General features: G+C 63.0%; 16 protein-coding genes. 10 read left to right on the top strand and 6 right to left on the bottom strand.

Annotated elements, in window-relative coordinates:
- Positions 1 to 6: 6 nt before the first annotated feature.
- Together PLO63_10370 and PLO63_10375 are read left to right on the top strand one after the other, a co-directional pair.
- Positions 7 to 684, top strand: coding sequence for a hypothetical protein (locus PLO63_10370; GenBank protein ID HOI74541.1), 678 nt, complete (start codon positions 7 to 9; stop codon positions 682 to 684).
- A gap of 294 nt (positions 685 to 978) precedes the next feature.
- Entirely contained in the window at positions 979 to 3027 is a 2049-nt protein-coding gene (locus PLO63_10375) for a copper-translocating P-type ATPase (protein HOI74542.1), read from the top strand.
- A 221-nt stretch (positions 3028 to 3248) separates the two neighbouring features.
- Here PLO63_10375 and PLO63_10380 read toward each other — a convergent pair whose 3' ends face one another.
- The 3 genes from PLO63_10380 to PLO63_10390 all read right to left on the bottom strand — a co-directional run bounded on the left by PLO63_10380 (position 3249) and on the right by PLO63_10390 (position 5845).
- Positions 3249 to 4169 (bottom strand): PfkB family carbohydrate kinase, encoded by a 921-nt coding sequence (locus PLO63_10380; GenBank protein ID HOI74543.1) that lies wholly within the window; start codon positions 4167 to 4169, stop codon positions 3249 to 3251.
- A gap of 10 nt (positions 4170 to 4179) precedes the next feature.
- Complete coding sequence (locus PLO63_10385; GenBank protein HOI74544.1) at positions 4180 to 4941, bottom strand: cysteine dioxygenase family protein; 762 nt, start codon at positions 4939 to 4941, stop codon at positions 4180 to 4182.
- 82 nt (positions 4942 to 5023) lie between these two features.
- A complete protein-coding gene (locus tag PLO63_10390) occupies positions 5024 to 5845 on the bottom strand; it encodes a 4Fe-4S dicluster domain-containing protein (GenBank protein HOI74545.1) in 822 nt (273 codons plus the stop codon).
- 116 nt (positions 5846 to 5961) lie between these two features.
- Here PLO63_10390 and PLO63_10395 point away from each other — a divergent pair, with 116 nt between their 5' ends.
- Positions 5962 to 6930: a rhomboid family intramembrane serine protease gene (locus tag PLO63_10395; GenBank protein ID HOI74546.1), complete on the top strand. Its 969-nt coding sequence runs from the start codon at positions 5962 to 5964 to the stop codon at positions 6928 to 6930.
- Positions 6931 to 6954: 24 nt separating this feature from the next.
- Here PLO63_10395 and PLO63_10400 read toward each other — a convergent pair whose 3' ends face one another.
- Complete coding sequence (locus PLO63_10400) at positions 6955 to 7818, bottom strand: hypothetical protein (GenBank protein HOI74547.1); 864 nt, start codon at positions 7816 to 7818, stop codon at positions 6955 to 6957.
- A gap of 202 nt (positions 7819 to 8020) precedes the next feature.
- Positions 8021 to 8866 (bottom strand): nitroreductase family protein, encoded by an 846-nt coding sequence (locus PLO63_10405; protein HOI74548.1) that lies wholly within the window; start codon positions 8864 to 8866, stop codon positions 8021 to 8023.
- Positions 8867 to 8941: 75 nt separating this feature from the next.
- On the opposite strand from PLO63_10405, the gene PLO63_10410 reads away from it, so the two are divergent.
- Entirely contained in the window at positions 8942 to 10381 is a 1440-nt protein-coding gene (locus PLO63_10410) for an MFS transporter (protein HOI74549.1), read from the top strand.
- 49 nt (positions 10382 to 10430) lie between these two features.
- Here the strand turns inward: PLO63_10410 and PLO63_10415 are convergent, their stop codons facing one another.
- Positions 10431 to 10904, bottom strand: coding sequence for a hypothetical protein (locus PLO63_10415; protein HOI74550.1), 474 nt, complete (start codon positions 10902 to 10904; stop codon positions 10431 to 10433).
- A 198-nt stretch (positions 10905 to 11102) separates the two neighbouring features.
- Here PLO63_10415 and PLO63_10420 point away from each other — a divergent pair, with 198 nt between their 5' ends.
- From PLO63_10420 to PLO63_10445, 6 genes are all read left to right on the top strand, one after another.
- Entirely contained in the window at positions 11103 to 11513 is a 411-nt protein-coding gene (locus tag PLO63_10420) for a MarR family transcriptional regulator (GenBank protein HOI74551.1), read from the top strand.
- 72 nt (positions 11514 to 11585) lie between these two features.
- The gene (locus tag PLO63_10425; GenBank protein HOI74552.1) at positions 11586 to 13109 is read left to right on the top strand and encodes a CoA-binding protein; all 1524 of its coding nucleotides are present in this window, start codon (positions 11586 to 11588) and stop codon (positions 13107 to 13109) included.
- Entirely contained in the window at positions 13106 to 13792 is a 687-nt protein-coding gene (locus PLO63_10430) for an acetate--CoA ligase family protein (protein HOI74553.1), read from the top strand. The genes PLO63_10425 and PLO63_10430 overlap by 4 nt, the downstream gene beginning before the upstream one ends.
- Positions 13793 to 14167: 375 nt before the next feature.
- Positions 14168 to 14848: a TetR/AcrR family transcriptional regulator gene (locus tag PLO63_10435; protein ID HOI74554.1), complete on the top strand. Its 681-nt coding sequence runs from the start codon at positions 14168 to 14170 to the stop codon at positions 14846 to 14848.
- A gap of 74 nt (positions 14849 to 14922) precedes the next feature.
- Positions 14923 to 16788: an acyl-CoA dehydrogenase gene (locus tag PLO63_10440; protein ID HOI74555.1), complete on the top strand. Its 1866-nt coding sequence runs from the start codon at positions 14923 to 14925 to the stop codon at positions 16786 to 16788.
- Between the two features lie 151 nt (positions 16789 to 16939).
- Entirely contained in the window at positions 16940 to 19360 is a 2421-nt protein-coding gene (locus PLO63_10445; GenBank protein ID HOI74556.1) for a 3-hydroxyacyl-CoA dehydrogenase/enoyl-CoA hydratase family protein, read from the top strand.
- Positions 19361 to 19374 lie beyond the last annotated feature (14 nt).

Genomic DNA, 19374 nt, shown 5'->3' on the forward strand with positions numbered 1-19374 from the left:
GAAGGCATGAAAAAGAGCGCGATCTTGATCGGGTTTGTCCTATTAACAATGCTCATTGCCTTGCCGGCGATGTCCCAGCCACGCTGGGGCTATGGGCAGGGATATGACAATGAAGGCAGTTACGGCGGGCCTTGGATGGGACGGGGCTGGGGACCGGATTATGGAATGGGCCACGGCGAAATGATGGGGTATGGGGTGTATGCCTACGTACCGCAGAAACTCCCGGTTCCCAAAAGCAAGGAGTGGATCGTCAAACTAAGGGAGATCCTTGCACTGGAGCGACTTTCCTACGAACAGTACGCAACAGACGCAGACAAATACAACACGTACATGCCCTACCGGATGGTCATTCCCCAGGAGCAGGACCATGTGATGACGATTGAGCGTCTATTCGCCGCCTACAGTCTCCCCGCAGACGGGAAGCCCGCAGCGGTAAAAGACACAAAGAGCCTTGAGGACGCCTACCAGCTGTGTGTGAAAATGGAACGCGACCTGATCCCGCGTTACGAATGGCTGATTCGGAACGCGGAGGACCGAGACACAGCAGGTGTCCTTAATGAACTCTTGATCCAGACGCGTTACCACCTTGCCATGTTCGAGCATGCCCTGCAAGTTGGGGGTTGGCATGGTAGAGGGCCGCGGGGCTGGAGAGGTCGGGGCCCTGGCATGATGTGGGGTTGGTAAAAGGTTTTCTTGCAAGTGAGGAAAACAAGGACTGGTTTGCATAACCCTGTTTCCCTGAAGGAACGGGGTTTTTTCATTGTGGGAGAAACTACGTCCCTTGGCTTGGTATTTGAAGGTTCCCTGTAAAAACGCTGGAAAGGAGAGCGCCATTTAAAAAAAGTTCCGGTTGGCAGTTGTCAACGGTCAGGATCCGGACGGTACACAAAATGCACATGGGATCCACCAGTCAAGGAAGCGGAAATGGATCACGAAGGAAGGTCGCAGGACATGCATGAAAGTCACGGTGGCCCTGATATGGAACGGCACCAGATGCATAAAGGCCATGAGGCCCACGAAGGAATGCGGGCTCCGGACCACCGCGGGCATGAAATTCACGGCAGAAAAGGGCACGCCGGCCATCATGCCCACATGGTCGCTGAGTACCGGAAGCGCTTCTGGGTCTCCCTGGCCGTGACCATCCCCATCATGCTTTTGTCCCCCATGATCCAGTCTTTTCTCGGGTTCAGGGAGGGGGCAAGATTTCCCGGTAACGCTTACATCCTCTGGGCCCTTTCTTCGGCCGTTTTCTTTTACGGCGGCTGGCCGTTTCTGAAAGGCATCCATGAAGAACTGGCCAAGAAAGAGCCCGCCATGATGACCCTGATCGCCGTGGCGATTACGACAGCTTACACGTACAGCAGTGTTGTCGTGTTCGGGCTGAGAGGCAAACTGTTTTTCTGGGAGCTTACCACGCTGATCGACATTATGCTTCTGGGCCACTGGATTGAGATGAAATCCATCATGGGGGCCTCACGCGCCCTGGAGAAATTGGCACAGCTCATGCCCTCCACCGCCCACAAAGTCGCGCCCGACGGCTCCACCCGGGAAGTATCCCTAGGCGAGTTGAAGGTAGGAGACAGGGTCCTCATCAAACCCGGTGAGAAGATCCCCGCGGACGGCGACGTGATCGACGGGGAGACATCCGTGAACGAGGCCATGCTCACCGGGGAATCGAAACCGGTCATCAAACAGGCAGGAGGACGGGTCATCGGCGGTTCGATCAACGGCGAGGGATCCATTACCGTCGAGATCCAGAATACCGGCGGGGAGTCCTTTCTCTCCCAGGTTATCGAGCTTGTCCGGCAGGCCCAGGAAAGCAAATCCAGGACCCAGGATCTGGCGAACCGGGCGGCCCTCTGGCTGACAATCACCGCCCTCGGCGGGGGGACCATCACCCTGTTCATCTGGCTGGCCATCATGCACAGTGATTTTTCCTTTGCACTCGAGCGAATGGTCACCGTCATGGTGATCACGTGCCCTCATGCCCTGGGGCTCGCAGTCCCCCTGGTCGTCGCCGTTTCCACGGCACTCGCGGCCGGGAGCGGTCTCCTGATACGGAACAGGGCTGCATTCGAAAAGGGGAGAAACATCCAGGCCATCATCTTCGACAAAACGGGGACCCTGACTCAGGGGAAATTCGGCATCACCGACACGATTGTCTTTTCAGACGACATCGAAGAAAGGGAACTCCTCAAGTTCGCCGCTTCCGTGGAAGCGCGCTCGGAGCACCCCATCGCGCAGGGAATCGTCTCATCCGTGAAGGAATCCTCTCCTGTTGAGGGTTTCAAGGCCATTCCCGGCAAGGGGGCGGAAGGACAAGTCGAAGGCATAGAGGTGAAAGTCGTCAGCCCCGGCTATCTCAGGGAAAACGGAATCAGCGTGAAGGATGAAAGGATCGAAAAGCTCAGTTCCCAAGGGAAGACCGTGATCTTTGTCATGGTGGATGGAACGCTCAAAGGCGCCGTTGCCCTTGCCGATATCATCCGGCCCGAATCGAGAGAAGCTGTTTCAAGGCTCAAGGAGATGGGCATCCGCTGCATGATGCTTACCGGGGACAACAGGCTCGTGGCCAAATGGGTTTCCGACGAGATCGGGCTGGACGAATACTTCGCCGAAGTGCTGCCACAGGAAAAGGCCGAAAAAGTCAAGCAAGTTCAGTCCCGGGGCCTGATTGTCGCCATGACCGGAGATGGTGTAAATGACGCCCCGGCACTCGCACAAGCCGACGTTGGGATCGCCATCGGCGCAGGCACAGACGTGGCGGTGGAGACGGCGGATATCGTCCTCGTAAAAAGCAATCCCCTGGATGCCGTTGCGATCCTCGGACTCTCACGCGCGACCTACAGGAAGATGGTCCAGAACCTCGCCTGGGCCACAGGCTACAACACCTTCGCTATTCCCCTGGCGGCCGGTGTGCTTTACAAATTCGGCATCCTCCTGTCTCCCGCCATGGGCGCGGTTCTCATGGCCTTGAGCACGGTCATCGTGGCGATCAATGCGCGGTTTCTGAGGGTGTCCAGGTGAACAGTGGCAAAGCGAATAGCTTCTGCTGCCACCCCTCCAGAAGCTATCTCAGTTGATGGGAACCAACACTCCCCCAATATTTGTAGGTGAAATCAGATCAGGGACATACTCCCAAGAGACGTCACAGGAAGCATCTCCCTTATGGCTTGGACGACGCGGAAGCCGCTCAAGGATCGATGATTACTGGATGTCTTCGCGGGCAGGTTCCATAGATCGCAACGTCACCGATATCCCGCCGCCCGGACCTGGCGGAGCGTCGGGATTCCTTCCCGGCCGCCGAGGCGGCGGCTCACCCTTGCGGCGGCCCAGGCGCCGAAGTCGAGGGAGCGTGCGTGCTCCCAGCCGTTCAGGAGGCCATAGACGAATCCGGCGTGGAAGACGTCGCCGCAGCCCGTGGTGTCCACCGCCCTGGCCGGCCAAGCGGGCTTGCGGACGATCCGGCCGTCGAGGAGGGCGGCGTATCCCTCCGCGCCCAGGGTGACAGCGACGAGACCCGGCCCCAGGGCCGCCATCCGCTTCAGGGCCTCCCCGGGGAAGTCGTCCCCCGCCAGGGCACGGCCGAAGGTCTCCGAGGCGATGAAGCAGTCGCTTCGCCTCGCCAGGTCCAGCATTCCCTCCCGGAGCGTCCCGGCGTCGACCACGACGGGGATTCCCGCCTTCCGGGCCTCGTCCGCGGCGAACAGGGCCGACTCGATGAACAGGCCGTCGGTGTGAAAGGCATGGGCCCGGAGGAGCCTCTCCAGGTCCACTTCTTCAGGACGGAGGGGATCGCCGGTGGGGCGCTGCCAGAAGATGGTGCGGCGGCCTTTCCGGGCCGGCTCGGCGAAGATGAAGGCCTGCTGGGAGAGGGCGCCGGGGCGTGTGACGAGGCCTGCCGTGTCGATGCCCTCGGCAAGGAGGGACGCGCGGATGGCATCGCCGGCCGTGTCGTCGCCGACGACCCCCGCGAAGGTGCAGGCGACCCCCCACCGGGACAGGGCCGCCAGGGCCGTGGCGACGGGACCGCCCCCCTGGACGGTCAGCCCGGAAAACTCGCATTTCACATCCGGCGGCGGGTAGGCCGCGATCCTCCCCAGGGCATCCAGGGAGCACTGCCCGAGGCCGAACACGCGGTGCTGCGGGGAGGTCGCTTTCCGTCTCATCTGTGAACGGTCAGAGGGGCGGTTCCTGCCGGGCCGGCGCCTCCCGGCCGTTGTTCACGGCGGACAGGGCAAGATCGCATTCCCGGCGGATGTAGTCCGGCATGGAGTTGCGGGAGGCATGGGTCAGGATCTCCTCCGCCCAGGGCTCCCGGATCGTCCCGAGGGAGCGGAGCAGGAGGACTTCCTTGTAGGTCCGCGGGGGATAGACTCGCTGCACGGTCTTCCTCTCCGGGTAGAAGTACCGGCTGTAGCCCTTGCGGACGGTCCTCCCGTAGACGTTGACGGTGACGGCCACGGTGTCGTTGATGTTTTCCATCTGGTGGATCCCGTCGTCCAGGGGGCGCACCACGGTGATCTCCCGGGGCATGAGGATGCGGTCCGCCGTCTCCTCCAGCTCGGCAAACCCCTCGACGGTCCCGTCGTCGAGGCGGCGGAATTTCCGCTCCCGGATCTTGTTGATGTAGGACCCGACGATTCCCCAGGCGCCGTGGTCGTGGACCGTGTCCATGGAGCCGGGTTCCCAGATGTAGGCCAGGATCTGGAACGAGCCGTCGGGATGGCGGTGGAGGGTGATCTCGTTGGGCCAGAGGGAGGGCTTCTGCTCGGCCAGGAGCGCCCGGTCCGTCAGGAGCCGGTCGATGAACTCGGCGAACCACTCGCGGCGGCCCAGGAGCTCCGTCAGGAGAAGTCGCCCCTCGCGAAGGACGGTCGCCGTGTCCTGCTCTGCTTCGAGGAGGCTGTGAAAGAGGGAGTTGAACTCGGTCAGATTCATGGTCAGCGAAACCTCCGTTGTTGTTCTGTTCCCGGCGGTCCGCACCGGGGCGGTCCGGACCGTGCGGTCCCGGCGTTTCTCCTCAAGGGGTCCCGTACCGGCGGACGTGGGTCCAGGAGCGGTATCGCGGATCGTCCGGATCCGCCGCCAGCGCTTCAGCCTCCTGGCGGTACTTCTTCATGGCTCCTTTTTCCCGGTAGAGCTTGCGGTCTTCCCCGATGGGGCAAACCTTCGTGCAGATCCCGCATGGGTAGCAGCGGCGGCGGGTCAGCTCCTCCGCCATCTCCAGGCAGGCCGGCATGTTGTAGTCACCGACGACCCGGTCCTTCCGGAGGGTGATGGCCTTCTTGGGACAGCAGTCGGCGCAGGCGCCGCAGCGGATGCAGAGGTCCTTTTCCAGGGGGGTGTCGGCAGGCAGGTCGGCCGCCGTGAAGACCGAGACGAAGCGGACCCGGGGACCGAAGGCCGGCGTCAGGAGGCAGTGGCTCGCCCCGACGGTTCCCAGGCCGGCGTAGTACGCCGCCATGACGTGGCTGAAGGCCGCCACGGGCCGCTCATGGAAGGGCTTCAGGCTGCTGAAGCCGTCCCGGGGAAAAAAGTAGGAGGCCACCCCCAGGCGGTTCAGGAGCATGGTGAGATCGTAGGCCAGGAGGTCCAGCTTCCGGTTGACCGTGCGGTACAGTTCCATGTGGACGATGGAGGGTGTCGTCTCCACCATGGGCAGGGGCATTCCGAGGCCCAGAACGACAACGCTCCGGGCGGGCGGCCACAGGGCGGCGGGGCGGAAGTCCGGCGGGACGCGGCCGTCCTTGTCCCAGCGGTCCGCGGGGGCGATGCCCACCAGGTCGGCGCCGGCATCCCGGCTGAATGCGATGATCTTTTCTCTCAGGGCCTGGGGATCCACGGGGAAGTCTCGATTTCAGGAAGTCTCGATTTCCGTTGCAATCCGGGGAACTCTAATCTATTTTGCCTGCGGTGTAAACGTCGAAGTCCCATTCCTGAAGAAACCGGGCCGATCCCATGATTCCCATCCGCGACTCCGTCCGTTCCCGCCGCTTCCCGGCCGTCAACACGGTCCTGATCGTGCTCAACGTCGCCTTTTTCCTGGTGGAGGTCGCCCAGGGAGAGGCCCTGGAGACGTTCCTCCTGACCTGGAGCCTGGTGCCGGCCCGGCTCACCAATCCCTCCCTGTCGGCTTACTTTTCCTGGTTCCACCAGGCATCGACCTTCGTCACCTACATGTTTCTCCACGGTGGCTTCTGGCACCTGCTGGGCAACATGTGGTTCCTCTACATCTTCGGCGACAATGTGGAGGACCGGCTCGGGCATCCCCGGTACCTGCTGTTCTACCTCCTCTGCGGAATCGCCTCGGGGGTGATCCATTTCATCTCGGCACCGGGATCGCCGATGCCCACGGTGGGTGCCAGCGGGGCCATCGCCGGCGTCATGGGGGCCTATCTCGTCCTCTATCCCCGGGCGCGGGTCCTGACGTTGATCCCGATCATCATCTTTCCCTGGTTCGTCGAAATCCCGGCCTTTGTCTTCCTGGGGATCTGGATCCTCGTCCAGTTCCTGAGCGCCGCCCTGACGGCGGGCCAGGCCTCGGGCGTGGCGTGGTGGGCCCACGTCGGCGGATTCATTGTGGGAATTGCGTTCCTGAAAATCATACTTTGGCTTCCGGAGACCGGCATGTCCAGAAAGATGGGCGAGGCCACCGTCCGGGAGCGCAGCCCGCGCCTGCAGAGAACCGGCGCCCTGGAGAGGGAAGGGGAGGGGAATCTCCTGGGCGTCCTGGAGATCACTCCCCGGGAGGCCCGGGAGGGAACGAAAAAGGTCGTGACGGTCCCGAGCGGCATCCGGGACCGGCTCATCCGGGTGGCCGTGCCGCCGGGCGTCCGGGACGGGACGGTCCTGCGCCTTCAGGGAGGAGGGGTACCGGGAGAGGCAGGCGGACGAGGCGATCTCTTCCTGACGGTGCGCGTTTCCTGAAACGCTGCCACCGGCGGTGCGTTTTCAGCCATCCGCTTTCTTGTAGAAATCCGGGTACAGCTTCTGTGCGCATTCCGGGCACAGGCCGTGGCTGAACGACACGTCGATGCGCTGTGACAGGTAAGCCTCCAGCTGGTTCCAGCTTCCCTCGTCGTCGCGGATTTTTTTGCAGCTTGCGCAGATTGGAATGAATCCGGCAATCGTCTTGATCTCTTCCCTGGCCGTCTTCAATTCGTGATTGATCCTCTGGCCGTTGAGAATGATCAGCCCGATGTCCACAATCACGTACACCTCGAGTCCGACGAGAATCACCACCTGGTTGATCAGGCCCACGGACAGGACCTCGGCGGGTTCCTGCGGGCCCATGAAAGTGGAGACGGCCCGCAGGATCGGAAAAACGGAGCAGAAAATGAAAAACCAGGAGAACGTCATGTCTCTTCCGGGAATAACAGCAGGGAGGTGCCTGTAAAGGATATATGCGGCCAACAGACAGAGGGACGCCTGGACCAGCGAATAGACGATCACCCGGAGGGGATAGCTGGGCCACAGGTACGTGAAACAGAGGATGAAGACAAGAAACAGGGCCATCGTCGCGGCATAGGACCTGTTCCGCGGATTCCGCGTCGCAAACAGGCTGAGTCCGCTGGTAATCAGCATCATGGCGGCCAGCAGCAGGACATCGGCAACGATGATGCTCAAAACGTCCGTTATGATATTCCGCTGGCTGATCAGAATCATGCCCGCGGCATTGAGCAGGGATGCAAAGGTCCAGCGCAGGAAACCGGGGTAGGTCTGCTGGTGTTCCCAGATGTAAAGCATGCAGAAGAACAGGACCAGGGACGTGAACCCCGAGACGAAGATCAGCGTGCGCATATCGAGTGGATCCATGATGGGTTCCTCGCTTTGGCGGCCTGCCGCCCGCCGTTTCCGGATCGTTCGGGCCGCCGGGTGAACGACCTGCCGGCAGCATGGAAAACGCTGGTCTGCACACGCGGAGTTTAGTAGACTCCCGGCGCGGTGCGGGACGCGGAAGTCTTTCCGGGAAAAGCCCGGTCGAACCGGGGTCCGGCCGCCGGTTTCAGGGTCCGGATCAGGCGGCGGGCGCTCTTTTCCAGGTGGCGATGTATTCCCGTCCGGGAGCCTCCGGCGGGGACGCCTCGACGGCCCACTGCCCGTCCAGTCCGAGTTCCCGGGCCGCCGCCTCGAAGTGGCACATGGCGATGCCCAGGTCGACGTTCTGGAGACGGATGCCGCCGGGGAAATCTCCGTACCGGGGCGTCCGTTTCAGGAACAGGTGGTGATCCGCTCCCCGGCGGAGGATGCGCCAGGGCTGTTTGTTCGACGCTGACGGCCCGAGCCGGACGCATTCGAGCACCGGCACCCAGGGGCCTGCCGCGTCGCGGTCGAGGGACCGGTCCCAGGTCTCGCTGAAGAAAAGATCGCCCCAGGGCATGCGTTTGTCCGAAGAGGCGGTAAAACGGAAGATCCGGTCCGTCAGGGTGCGCTTTCCCGCCGGGTAGCCCACCGGCGTCACGGCCGGGATGATTTCGTCCTCCGTGAGGTTCATGGCGGAGGCGAAGCCGCTCCGGCTGAAGGTGCCGCCGAGCCAGCAGGTTCCAAGGTTCTGCTCCGTCGCGCGGAGGATCATCGTCTCCATGGCGTGGCCGAAGTCTTCCATGGCGCGCGCACCCGCCATCACCGCGCCGGCGAGGAACGTCCTGGCGCCCCGGATCACGCCGTAGGTCCCCAGCCGGGCCTGTCCGGGATCCCCCCCGTCGAGGTCGAGCAGGGTGAAGCGGACCCGGTTTCCGAAAGGCGTCCGGCGGACCTCCGCCAGGGCCTGCCGAAGCGATTCGGTGTCCATCGGTTCGAGGGGACGGCCGTCAAAGGAGCGGCAGGAAACGCGCCTGCCGACGATCTCGATCACGGATTCCATGACAACCCCGGTGAAGTTCGGCGTCCCCGGGCCGCCGGACCTCCCGGAACAGACCGGGGAGGGCGATTCGCGGGCATGCCGGATAAAGCCGAAAGAAAACGATACTTTCCTATCATCCTCTGCATTTCCTTTGCCGTTTTCATGGTACGCCTGGACGGCTACATCGTCAACATCTCCCTGCCGACCATCGCCCGGTACTTCAAGGTAGGCACCGGCGAGGTGTCGTGGATTGTTCTGGCCTACCTCCTGGTCATGACCGGCTGCATGCTGATTCTCGGCAAACTCGGCGACCGGTTCGGGCTGAAGCGGATCTTTCTTTTGGGCTATCTCGTCTTTTCCGTCTCTTCGCTGTTCTGCGGCCTGGCCCCGACCATCCACGCCCTCGATCTTTCCCGCGCCGTCCAGGGGATCGGCGGCGCCATGATGATCGTCAGCGCCTTTGCGATCGTTTCCCGGCTCCTTCCGGAGCATCTCACCGGCTGGGCCTTCGGGGTCTGCTCCTTTGCCAACTCCCTGGGCATCATGGTCGGCTCCCCCCTGGGGGGCTTCATCACGGGGTTTTTCTCCTGGCAGTGGATCTTCCTCATCAACGTTCCCATCGGGTTTGCGGCCCTGTTCCTGGCCTGGAAGATCCTGCCGGCCATCGAGCCCGACCGCGGCGCCGGCGCCAAGGCCCCCTTTGACGTCTCCGGCTCGGTCCTGAGCTTCCTCTTTTTCACCACGCTTGTCTACGGATTCAGCATGGGCCAGGAGGAGGGCTGGGATTCGCCCCTGATCGTCGGCTCCTTCGCGTTGTCCGCCGTGTCCCTGGGGGCTTTCTGGGTGCGCGAAAAGCGGGCCGCCGACCCGGTCCTGCGATTCAGCCTGCTGGCCCGGCGGGATTTCGGATCCGCCGTCGTGACCACCTTTCTTGCGATGATGCTCCTGGCGGGCGGGAACTTCCTGATGCCGTTCTACCTGGAGCTGGCGAAGGGTCTCGCGCCGGAGGCCGTGGGCGCCGTCATCATGATCTATTCGATCGTGTACATGCCCGTCGGACCTTACTCGGGACGCCTCTCGGACCGCGTTGACCCGGCCCGAATCTGCGTCGGCGCGACGCTCCTGTGCCTGGCGACCTGTCTCTTCTTCGCCTTCACCCTGTCCCGGCCGGGGCTGCTGCCGCCGATCCTGTTCCTGGTGCTTCTGGCGGTGTCCTACGGCTTCTTCTTCGCCTCGAACAACCACCTGGTCATGAGCCTTGCTCCCCGGGAGTCCCAGGGCGTCGCCTCGGGCCTGTACACCACCGTCATGAACATGGGCATGCTCCTGGGGATCTGCCTGTTCGAGACGGTCTTCTCGGGGACGCTCCCGGAAGGGGTCTCCATCCGCCACCTGACCCGGGAGCAGGCCATCCTGGTCTCCGGCCCGCTCCTCGATGCCTTCCGGAACGCTTTCCTGGCGGGCGGCGCCGTGTGCGCCCTGGCGTTTCTCTCCTCCCTGCTGACGCTTCGCGCCAGGCGGACCCCCGAAAGATAGGCCCCCCGGGACATGTCCGATTTTTTGCGCGAAACGATCGGCCCTGTTTTTAAGCCGATGGAATGTGAACCTGGCGGGTAAGGTGGTGCTCCTCGCCGAGACGGCGGGCCAGGCTCATAAAGGCGTCCGGCAGCGGCAGGTCCCGGTCCATCTGCAGAATTCCCAGATCCCGCGCCTGAACGAGAAGCCGCGTATCGTCCGATCCCTCCCGGCTGTCGCAGAGAAACTGGATCCTGAGCGCATCCGTGAGGGGGATCTTCATGTCCGGAAAATCCGATGCGATCCGCCCCATCTCTTCCCGGATCTGCGACCGGTTGTCCCGGGCGAAGGTGAGAAACGGCTCTTCCCGGTTCGGCGTCCCGAACAGCTCGTTGACGACGGCGCCGGCCAGCCTGCTCGCCTGCTCGTCCTCCAGGGACGGATCCCTTTCGGTGAGCTCCTCCTTGAGGACCCGGTAGAGCACCATCTTGATCACGTGAATCCCCTCGCGAAGGATGGGGACGATCTTGCTTTCCGCGTTCATGAATCCATCCCGGCAGATTTTCCCGGTTCTTATCACGGGAGGCGCCTGCGCACAATCCCGGCGGATCGTGGAAGACCGGAAAAAACGGGTCCTGTTCATGATGCTGCACGGCAAAACGGACTGGACCCGTTTTTCGTGCTTGACGGAAGGGAAGGATTTCTATATCTCGTATACAAGATAAGTAAAGGAGGCCGTTCCGTGTCATACGAACATGTGATCCTGTTCATCCTGGCGAAGGCCAACCAGCGGGTCCACAGCCGCTTCAAGCCCATGTTCCAGCGCTACGGCCTGACGCCCATGCAGTCCCTTGTTCTCACGGCCCTGTTTGAAGACGAGGGGCTCCCGGTCGGGGAGATCGGGAGGCGGCTCGTCCTGGACAGTGCCACCCTGTCGGGCGTCCTGGACCGGCTGCAGGACAGCGGCTGGCTCGTCCGGAGCACCCCCGACGGGGACAGGAGGGTCACGAACCTCCACCTGACACAGAAGGCCCTGGGTATCAAAGACGCCATGTTGAAAGACGTCGAGGCCATGAACCGGGAGGTCCTTTCCGTTTTCAAGCCGGAGGAGAGGCTGCTCCTGGAGCGGATGCTGAAGGACCTGTGGCGTTGAACGGCTTCGCCATGAAAGATTGTATGCAAGATAAATGACCGTGCGGAAAACGGGACACGGAAAGGAGGCGGCATGAGAACGGAAAACGGCAGTTCCTCCAGCATTGCGGATCGGGAAGCGGTCCTGGCGGATGGAACGGACTACGAGCGGATCTTCCATCCGCGCCGGGTGGCCGTGGCGGGGGTCTCGCCCGGCGGCGGCATCGGCTTCGGCACGCGGTACCTGACGTCTCTCCTGGCCATGGGCTTCGAGGGGGAGGTCTTCCCCGTCAACCCGAAGGGCGGGGAGATCGCCGGGCTGAGCATTTATAAAAACGTCGAGGACATTCCCGGTGAACTGGACCTGATCGTCATCGCCGTGGCCGCGGAGGCGGTCCTCCCGATCCTCGAGGCGGGCCGCCAGAAGGGGGCCGCCGGGGCCGTCATCATCACCTCCGGGTTCCGGGAGCTGGGAACCGCTGAGGGAATCGCCCGGGAGGAGGAGGTCCGGCGGATCGCCGATTCGGGAATCCGGGTGATCGGGCCCAACTGCTTCGGCATCTACTGCCCGAAGAGCGGCCTCACGTTCTTCCCGAATCCGGACCTGTCCCGGGAGAGCGGTCCCGTCGCCTTCCTGTCCCAGAGCGGCGGCCTGGCCAGCGACTTCATGATGACAGGCATGTGGACGGGACTGCGCTTCAGCAAGGTCGTCAGCTTCGGGAACGGAGCGGACCTCCGGGAGGCGGAGCTCCTGCGCTACCTGGGCGAAGACCCGGAGACCGGGGTCATCGCCATGTACGTGGAGGGTGTCCGGGACGGCGACGAGTTCCTGGAGGCGCTGAAATTCGCCGCCGGGAGGAAGCCCGTCGTGATCCTCAAGGGAGGCCTGTCGTCGGCGGGCGGCCGGGCCGTGGTCAGCCACACGGCGTCCCTGGGCGGGAGCCGGGTCATCTGGGAGTCGGTCCTCCGGCAGGCCGGGGCGGTCCAGGTCCGGGACCTGCAGGAGATGGCCCAGGCCTGCCTGGCCTTTTCTATGCTCCCCGGCAGGGCCTACCGGGGCCTGTCCTTCACCGGCGGGGGAGGGGCCCTGGGCATCGCCGCCTGCGACGCCGCGGAAGCCTTCGGTCTTGAGGTCCCGCCCCTGGGGGCGGAGGCAAGAAACCAGGTCGAATCCCTACTGCCCAAGTCCGGGGCCAGCGGGGCGAATCCCATCGACGTGGCGAACCCCTATACGCCCCCGGCACTCCTGGAGAAGGTGTTCCGCGCCGCCGCCGGGGACGGCCGGATCGACCTCCAGGTTCTGATCCTGCTGGCCCACCATTTCAAAGGACTGGCCCTGGACCAGGGGAAAGCGATCGAGGAAGCGTTTCCCTACCGGGAACTGGCCGACCGGCTGCACTCCGTGGCCGCGGAGACGGGCAAGCCCGTCGCCGTCGTCCTGCCGAACGCGAAGCGGGGTCTGCCCGACATGGACGTCGTGGAGGTTCATGCGAAAGTCCGGCAGGCCCTCCTGGAGAAGGGAGTGCCCGTCTTTGACGAAACCGGGGAGGTCATGCGGGCCGTCGGGCATGTCAATCGATTTTATGGGCGCTATTACGGGAAGGGGGTGGCGTCATGAACCGGGAGCAGGCTGTGAAGATCCTCGAGGGCGCCCTCGGCAAGGGGCGCAAGGTCCTGTCGGAGTACGAGTCAAAACAGATTCTCAAGGCCTGCGGGATTCCCGTGACCCGGGAGGTCCTCGTGGACCATGAGAACGATGTTCCGCAAGCGGCGGCGGAGATCGGATATCCGCTGGTGATGAAGGGCTGCTCCTCCGAGATCGCCCACAAGACGGAAAAGGGCCTGATCCGTGTGGACATCCGGACGAAAGCGGAGGCCCAGGCGGCCTTCCGGGAGATCCGGCACGGCATGGCCGGGCACGCGGGCGGTGTCCTGGTCCAGGAGATGGTCAAGGGGCGACGGGAGCTCGTCATGGGAATGACCCGGGACAGCCAGTTCGGGCCCTGCGTCATGTTCGGCCTCGGCGGCATTTTCACGGAGATCCTCCGGGACATCGTCTTCCGCAAGGCCCCTTTCGATAGGGAGGATGCCGAGGCGATGATGCAGGAGATCCGGGCCCGCGCGATCCTCGACGCAGTCCGGGGCATGGAGGCGGCGGACCGCGACCGCCTCGCCGACATGCTGATCCGGCTGGGACGGATCGGGCTCGATTTCGAATCCGTCCAGGAGATCGACCTGAATCCCGTGATCCTCTCCGGGAAAGACCCCGTTGTCGTGGACGCCCTGATCGTCCTTGCCTGAGCTCCCTCCAGAAAGCCGGACACCGGAAGCGGATCCCGCCTCCGGCGTCCGGCCGGCGCCTTGAAGCCCGGCCCTCCGGCCGAATCGCCGATCCGGCGAAAAATCGGCCACGATTCCCCTTCTGAAAATTCATAGGATGTGCAATCCCGTCATCCGGCACTCAACATGTTGCGGCGGCTGCGCAACATTTGGTGCAACGGAGGCCGCAATCGGAAACGGCAAATCCGAATCATAAGTGAAATCCTATCGATAGAACATGACCGCCGGTTGGCACCCCTCTTGCAAAAAATATCCTGATCACCGCGGAAGCCGCCGCGACGTCCACCTGCCGCAACCTGCATGCGAACCGCCTGTCCCGGGTTCCGGAAAGCCGTCATGGGATTCGAAGAAAGACGACAACGGGAGAAAGACAGCCGCAGAAACGCCATCCTCAAGACGGCCCGAAAGCTGTTCCTGGAAAAGGGCTTCAAGAACGTCACGGTGGAGAGCATCGCCAGGAAGGCCGAGTTCAGCAAGGGGTCCATCTACCTCTACTTCTCCGGGAAAGAAGAGATCTACACCCACATCCTGCTCGTGGAGATCGGAAAATTCCGGACGAAAATCGACGCGATCTTCGACGAGGGAGGCGAGGCGTCGGCGATTCTCCGGAAAACCGCCGACCTCTATGTCGATTTCTTCCTCGCCGAGCCCGAGCTGTTTAGGATCCTGATGACGTTCATGCTTCACAGCGACCAGCGGGAGTCTTCTTCGGACCTCAACCGGCAGTTGATCCGGACGACCAATTCCGCCGCCGACGGCATCGAGAGGATCTTCCGCCACGGCATCGACAGGGGTGAGTTCCACCCGGGGCTCCGGCTGCGGGCGATCCGCAACGCCGCCTGGGCTCTCCTGAACGGGGCCATATCGCTGCACCTGTACACGGGACCGGAGTACGGAAGGAGGGACCGCATCCTGTCCACCATTCACGCCATGCTGGGTGTGTTCATCGAAGGACTGAAAAGGGAGTCACCGGGGCATCCTGCAGCAGCAGGGGACAATCCGCGGGTCCCGCGCTGAGACCGGCGGACCGGCGGCTCCGGGACGCGATCAAACCGGAAAACCATTTTTACGAAAGAGGAGGTTCCTGAATCATGGGCAATTCACTGGTGAGCATGAGGGATCAGCAGTTTGTGCTCTTCGAGCAGCTCGGGATCGACAGGCTGTTCGCAAGCGAGAAGTTCAAGGATTTTTCCAGCGACGACATCCTGATGATGCTCAACGAGGCGGAGAAGATGGCCGTCAACACCATTCTTCCCACCTACGTGGAAGGAGACAAGGAAGGCTGCCACTTGAAGGACGGCAAGGTGACGACGCCGGCGTCGTTCAAGCCTGCATTCCGGAAGTTCGTCGAGGCCGGCTGGCTCTGCCCCACCAAGTCTCCCGACGTCGGCGGCCAGGGCCTGCCGATCTCCGTGGGCACGGCCCTGACGGAGGTGTTCGCCGCGGCCAACATCGCCTTCCTGATGTACAGCGGCCTCACCTTCGGGGCGGCGGGCCTCATCGAGCGCTTCGGGACGGAAGAGCAGAGGAACAAGTACATGCTCAAGATGTTCGCCGGGGAGTGGTGCGGCACCATGTGCCTCACCGAGCCGGGTGCCGGCAGCGACGTCGGCGCCCTGAAGACCACGGCCCGCCGGAATCCCGACGGAACGTTCAGCATCACCGGGACCAAGTGCTTCATCTCCGCGGGGGACCATGACCTGGCCCCGAACATCGTCCATCCCGTCCTGGCCCGGATCGAGGGGGATCCCCCGGGGACGCGGGGCATATCGATCTTCATCGTGCCGAAATACCGCGTCAATACCGACGGCAGCCTCGGGGAGCCCAACGACGTCAACACGGGCAACGTCGAGCACAAGATGGGCCTCAAGGGCAACGCCACCTGCACCCTGAACTTCGGCGAGGACGGAAAGTGCATCGGCGAGCTTCTCGGCAAGGAGCGGGAGGGGATGCGGATCATGTTTCACATGATGAACGAGGCACGCCTCGAGGTTGGCATGCAGGGCCTCGGCCACGCCTCCGCCTCCCTGGAGCACGCCGTCGCGTACGCCAAGGAGCGGATCCAGAGCACCCCGGTCTGGGAGATGAAGAACCCCGAAGCCAAGGCCGTCGCCATCATCGAGCACCCCGACGTCCGGCGCGACCTGCTGTGGATGAAGGCCTACGTGGAGGGGCTCCGGGCGCTGAACTACTTCACCGCCGCCTGCATGGACCGGGTGGAAGTGGCCGAGACGGAAGCGGAAAAGGATAAGTGGCAGGGCTTCGTGGAGCTCCTGACGCCGATCTGCAAGGCCTACTCCTCCGACCGCGGCTTCGAGGTCTGCGGCAAGGGCATCGACGTGTACGGCGGCTACGGCTACTGCCAGGAATACCCGGTGGAGCAGTACCTGCGGGACTGCAAGATCGCCAGCATCTACGAGGGGACCAACGGGATCCAGTCCCTGGACCTCGTGGGCCGGAAGCTGGGCATGCGCAAGGGCGCCAACATGATGAACCTGCTGGGCGAGATGGGCGCCACGGTCGCGAAAGCGAAGGGCAGCGAGGACCTGAAGCCCTATGCGGGCAGGCTGGAAGAGGCCATGAATGCCCTGATGGAGCTGACGATGACCTTCGCCTCCCTCGGCAAGAGCGGCAGTTTCCTGATCCCCGTTCTTTATGCGTCGCCGTTCCTGGACATCATGGGCGACGTGGTGACGGGGCACTTCCTCCTGCAGGCCGCTTCCATCGCCGAGGAGAAGCTCAAGACGATCTACGCGGAGGCGGGAGCGGAGAAATCGAAGGGCCGGCAGCGCGCCCTTGTTCGCGAGAACCGGGATGTGGCCTTCTACACCGGGAAGATCGCCAGCGCGAAGTTCTTCGCCTCGGAGATCCTGCCGACCATCAAAGGGCGGTGCGAGGCCATCAAGATCGGCGACAAGATCGCCCTCGAGATCGCCGACGAGTCCTTTTCGGTATAGGCGGCAAAAAAAGCAGTTCGCATTCGTTTTCGCACCATAAAAAAAAATGAATCGGACTTGTTTTCCCACACAAACTGCGACGGGCGCCGCCGCGACCAGAGACGGCATACGGCGGCGCCCTTCGGGAGATCACCACCAGAGGAGAGAAACCATGTCTTACCAGATCAAGAAAGCGGCAGTTCTCGGCGCCGGCGTGATGGGAGCCACCATCGCGGCCCACCTGACCAATGCGGGGATCGAGTGCGTCCTGTTGGACATCGTTCCCTTCGAGCTGACCGACGCGGACAAGGCCAAGGGCCTCACCGAAAAGAGCCCCGCCTGGCGGAACCGCTTCGCCGCGAACGGCCTGGCCGGCGTCACCAAGGCCAAGCCGGCGGCCTTCTTCGCGAAGAAAAACGCCTCCATGATCAAGATCGGAAACCTGGAGGACAACCTGAGTCTCCTGGCCGACGTCGACTGGGTCTGCGAGGTCGTTGTGGAGAACCTGAAGATCAAGCAGGAGCTCTTCGCCAAAATCGAGAAATACCTGAAGCCGGACTGCATCATCTCGACGAACACCTCCGGGATCCCCATCCGGGACATCACGGCGAAGTTCAGCCCCAAAATGAAGGAGCGCTTCCTGGGGACCCACTTCTTCAACCCGCCCCGGTACATGAAGCTCCTGGAGATCATCCCGGGCAAGGAGACGAAGAAGGACGTCGTCGATTTCATGACGCGCTTCTGCGAGGACGTCCTCGGAAAGGGCGTGGTCATCTGCAAGGACACACCCAACTTCATCGGGAACCGCATCGGCCTGTTCGACATCTCCAACGTCATCCACCTCATGATCGAGAAGGACATGAAGGTGGAGGCGATCGATGCCATCTTCGGCAAGGCCATGGGCCGCCCCGGCACGGCCATCTTCGGAACCATGGATCTCGTGGGCCTCGACACGGGCCACCACGTCATGAAGAACCTCTACGAGGCCGTCCCGGACGATGAGATGCGCGACTGGTTCCTGCCCCCCGACTGGTTGACGGCCATGATGGAGAAGAAGTGGCTCGGCAACAAGACCAAGCAGGGCATGTACAAAAAGACGAAGGACGAACGGGGTAAGAAGCAGAAACTGGTCGTCGACTGGAAGACGCTGGAGTACGGCGCCCCCGCCAAGGTATCCTTCGCGTCCGTCTCCGCGGCCAACAAGGCCGAGGGAGAGACGGCCGAAAAGATGAAGGTCCTCTTCAACGGCAAGGACGCCGCGGCGGAGTTCGTCCGCGAGTTCCTCTGCAACAACTTCATCTACGCGGCCAACCGGATTCCCGAGATCGCGGACCGGGTCCTGGAAATCGACAACGCCATGAAGTGGGGCTACAACCAGAAGCTGGGTCCCTTCGAGTCCTGGGACGCTGTCGGCGTGCGCGAGTCCGTCGAGGTGATGAAGAAGCTGAAGAAAAAGGTGCCCAAGAAGATCGAGGAGATGCTCAAGGCGGGCTGCGAGTCCTTCTACCTGAAGAAGGAGGACGGCCTGTACTATTACGACTTCGACAAGAAGGGCTATGTGAAGTTCGAGGAAAACCCGAAGATCATCCTCCTGCCCGCCCTGAAGGAGCGGCAGAAGGTCATCCGGTCGAACGGCAGCGCGAGCCTGGTGGACATGGGCGACGGCGTGGTCTGCCTCGAGTTCCACAGCAAGATGAACGCCATCGACGACCTGATGATCCACATGCTCACCGAGGGCTGCGACATCGTCGAGAAGGACTTCCTCGGCATGGTCGTGGGCAACCACGATCCCCGGGCCTTCTCCGCCGGCGCCAATGTCTTCAAGGTCCTGATCGCCATCCAGCGCGGCGCCTGGGACTTCGTGGAGGACTCCATCACGGGCATCCAGAGCGCCCTGATGCGCATGAAGTATCTCTCGAAGCCCGTGGTCACCGCCCCGGCGGGCCTGGCCCTGGGCGGCGGGTGCGAGATCGCCATGCACGGCGCCCGGTGCCAGCCCTGCGGCGAGACTTACATGGGCCTGGTCGAGGTCGGCGTCGGCGTCATTCCCGCCGGCGGCGGCTGCAAGGAGACGGCTCTGCGCCTCACCGAGGGCCTCCCGACGGGCGTCGTGGAGGGCGGACTCAACCTCCAGCAGTTCTACGCGAAGGCCTTCGAGAACATCGCTACGGCGAAAGTCTCCACCAGCGCCGCCGAGGCGATGGACCTGGGCTACATCCGCAAGACCGAGAACATCAGCCTGAACCGTGACCAGCACCTCTGGGACGCCAAGGAACTCGTCCTGGGGATGGCCCGGTACTACAAGCCGCCCCGGCCGGCCCTGATCCCCGTCATGGGGGAGAGCCTGCGGGGCATTGCCAACGCCGCCCTCTACAACATGCGGCACGGGAACTACGTCTCCGACTACGACGTCCACGTGGCCAAGAAGGTCGCCCACATCCTCTCGGGCGGCGACTGCGCCGAGGGGACCTTCGTGACGGAGCAGAACATCCTGGACCTGGAGAAGGAGGCGTTCCTCTCCCTCTGCGGCGAGTCGAAAACCCAGGACCGGATCATGCACATGCTGACGACGGGAAAGCCCCTGCGCAACTAAACCATCAAATGATC

This window comes from Syntrophales bacterium (genome assembly GCA_035363115.1).
Lineage (GTDB): Bacteria > Desulfobacterota > Syntrophia > Syntrophales > PHBD01 > PHBD01.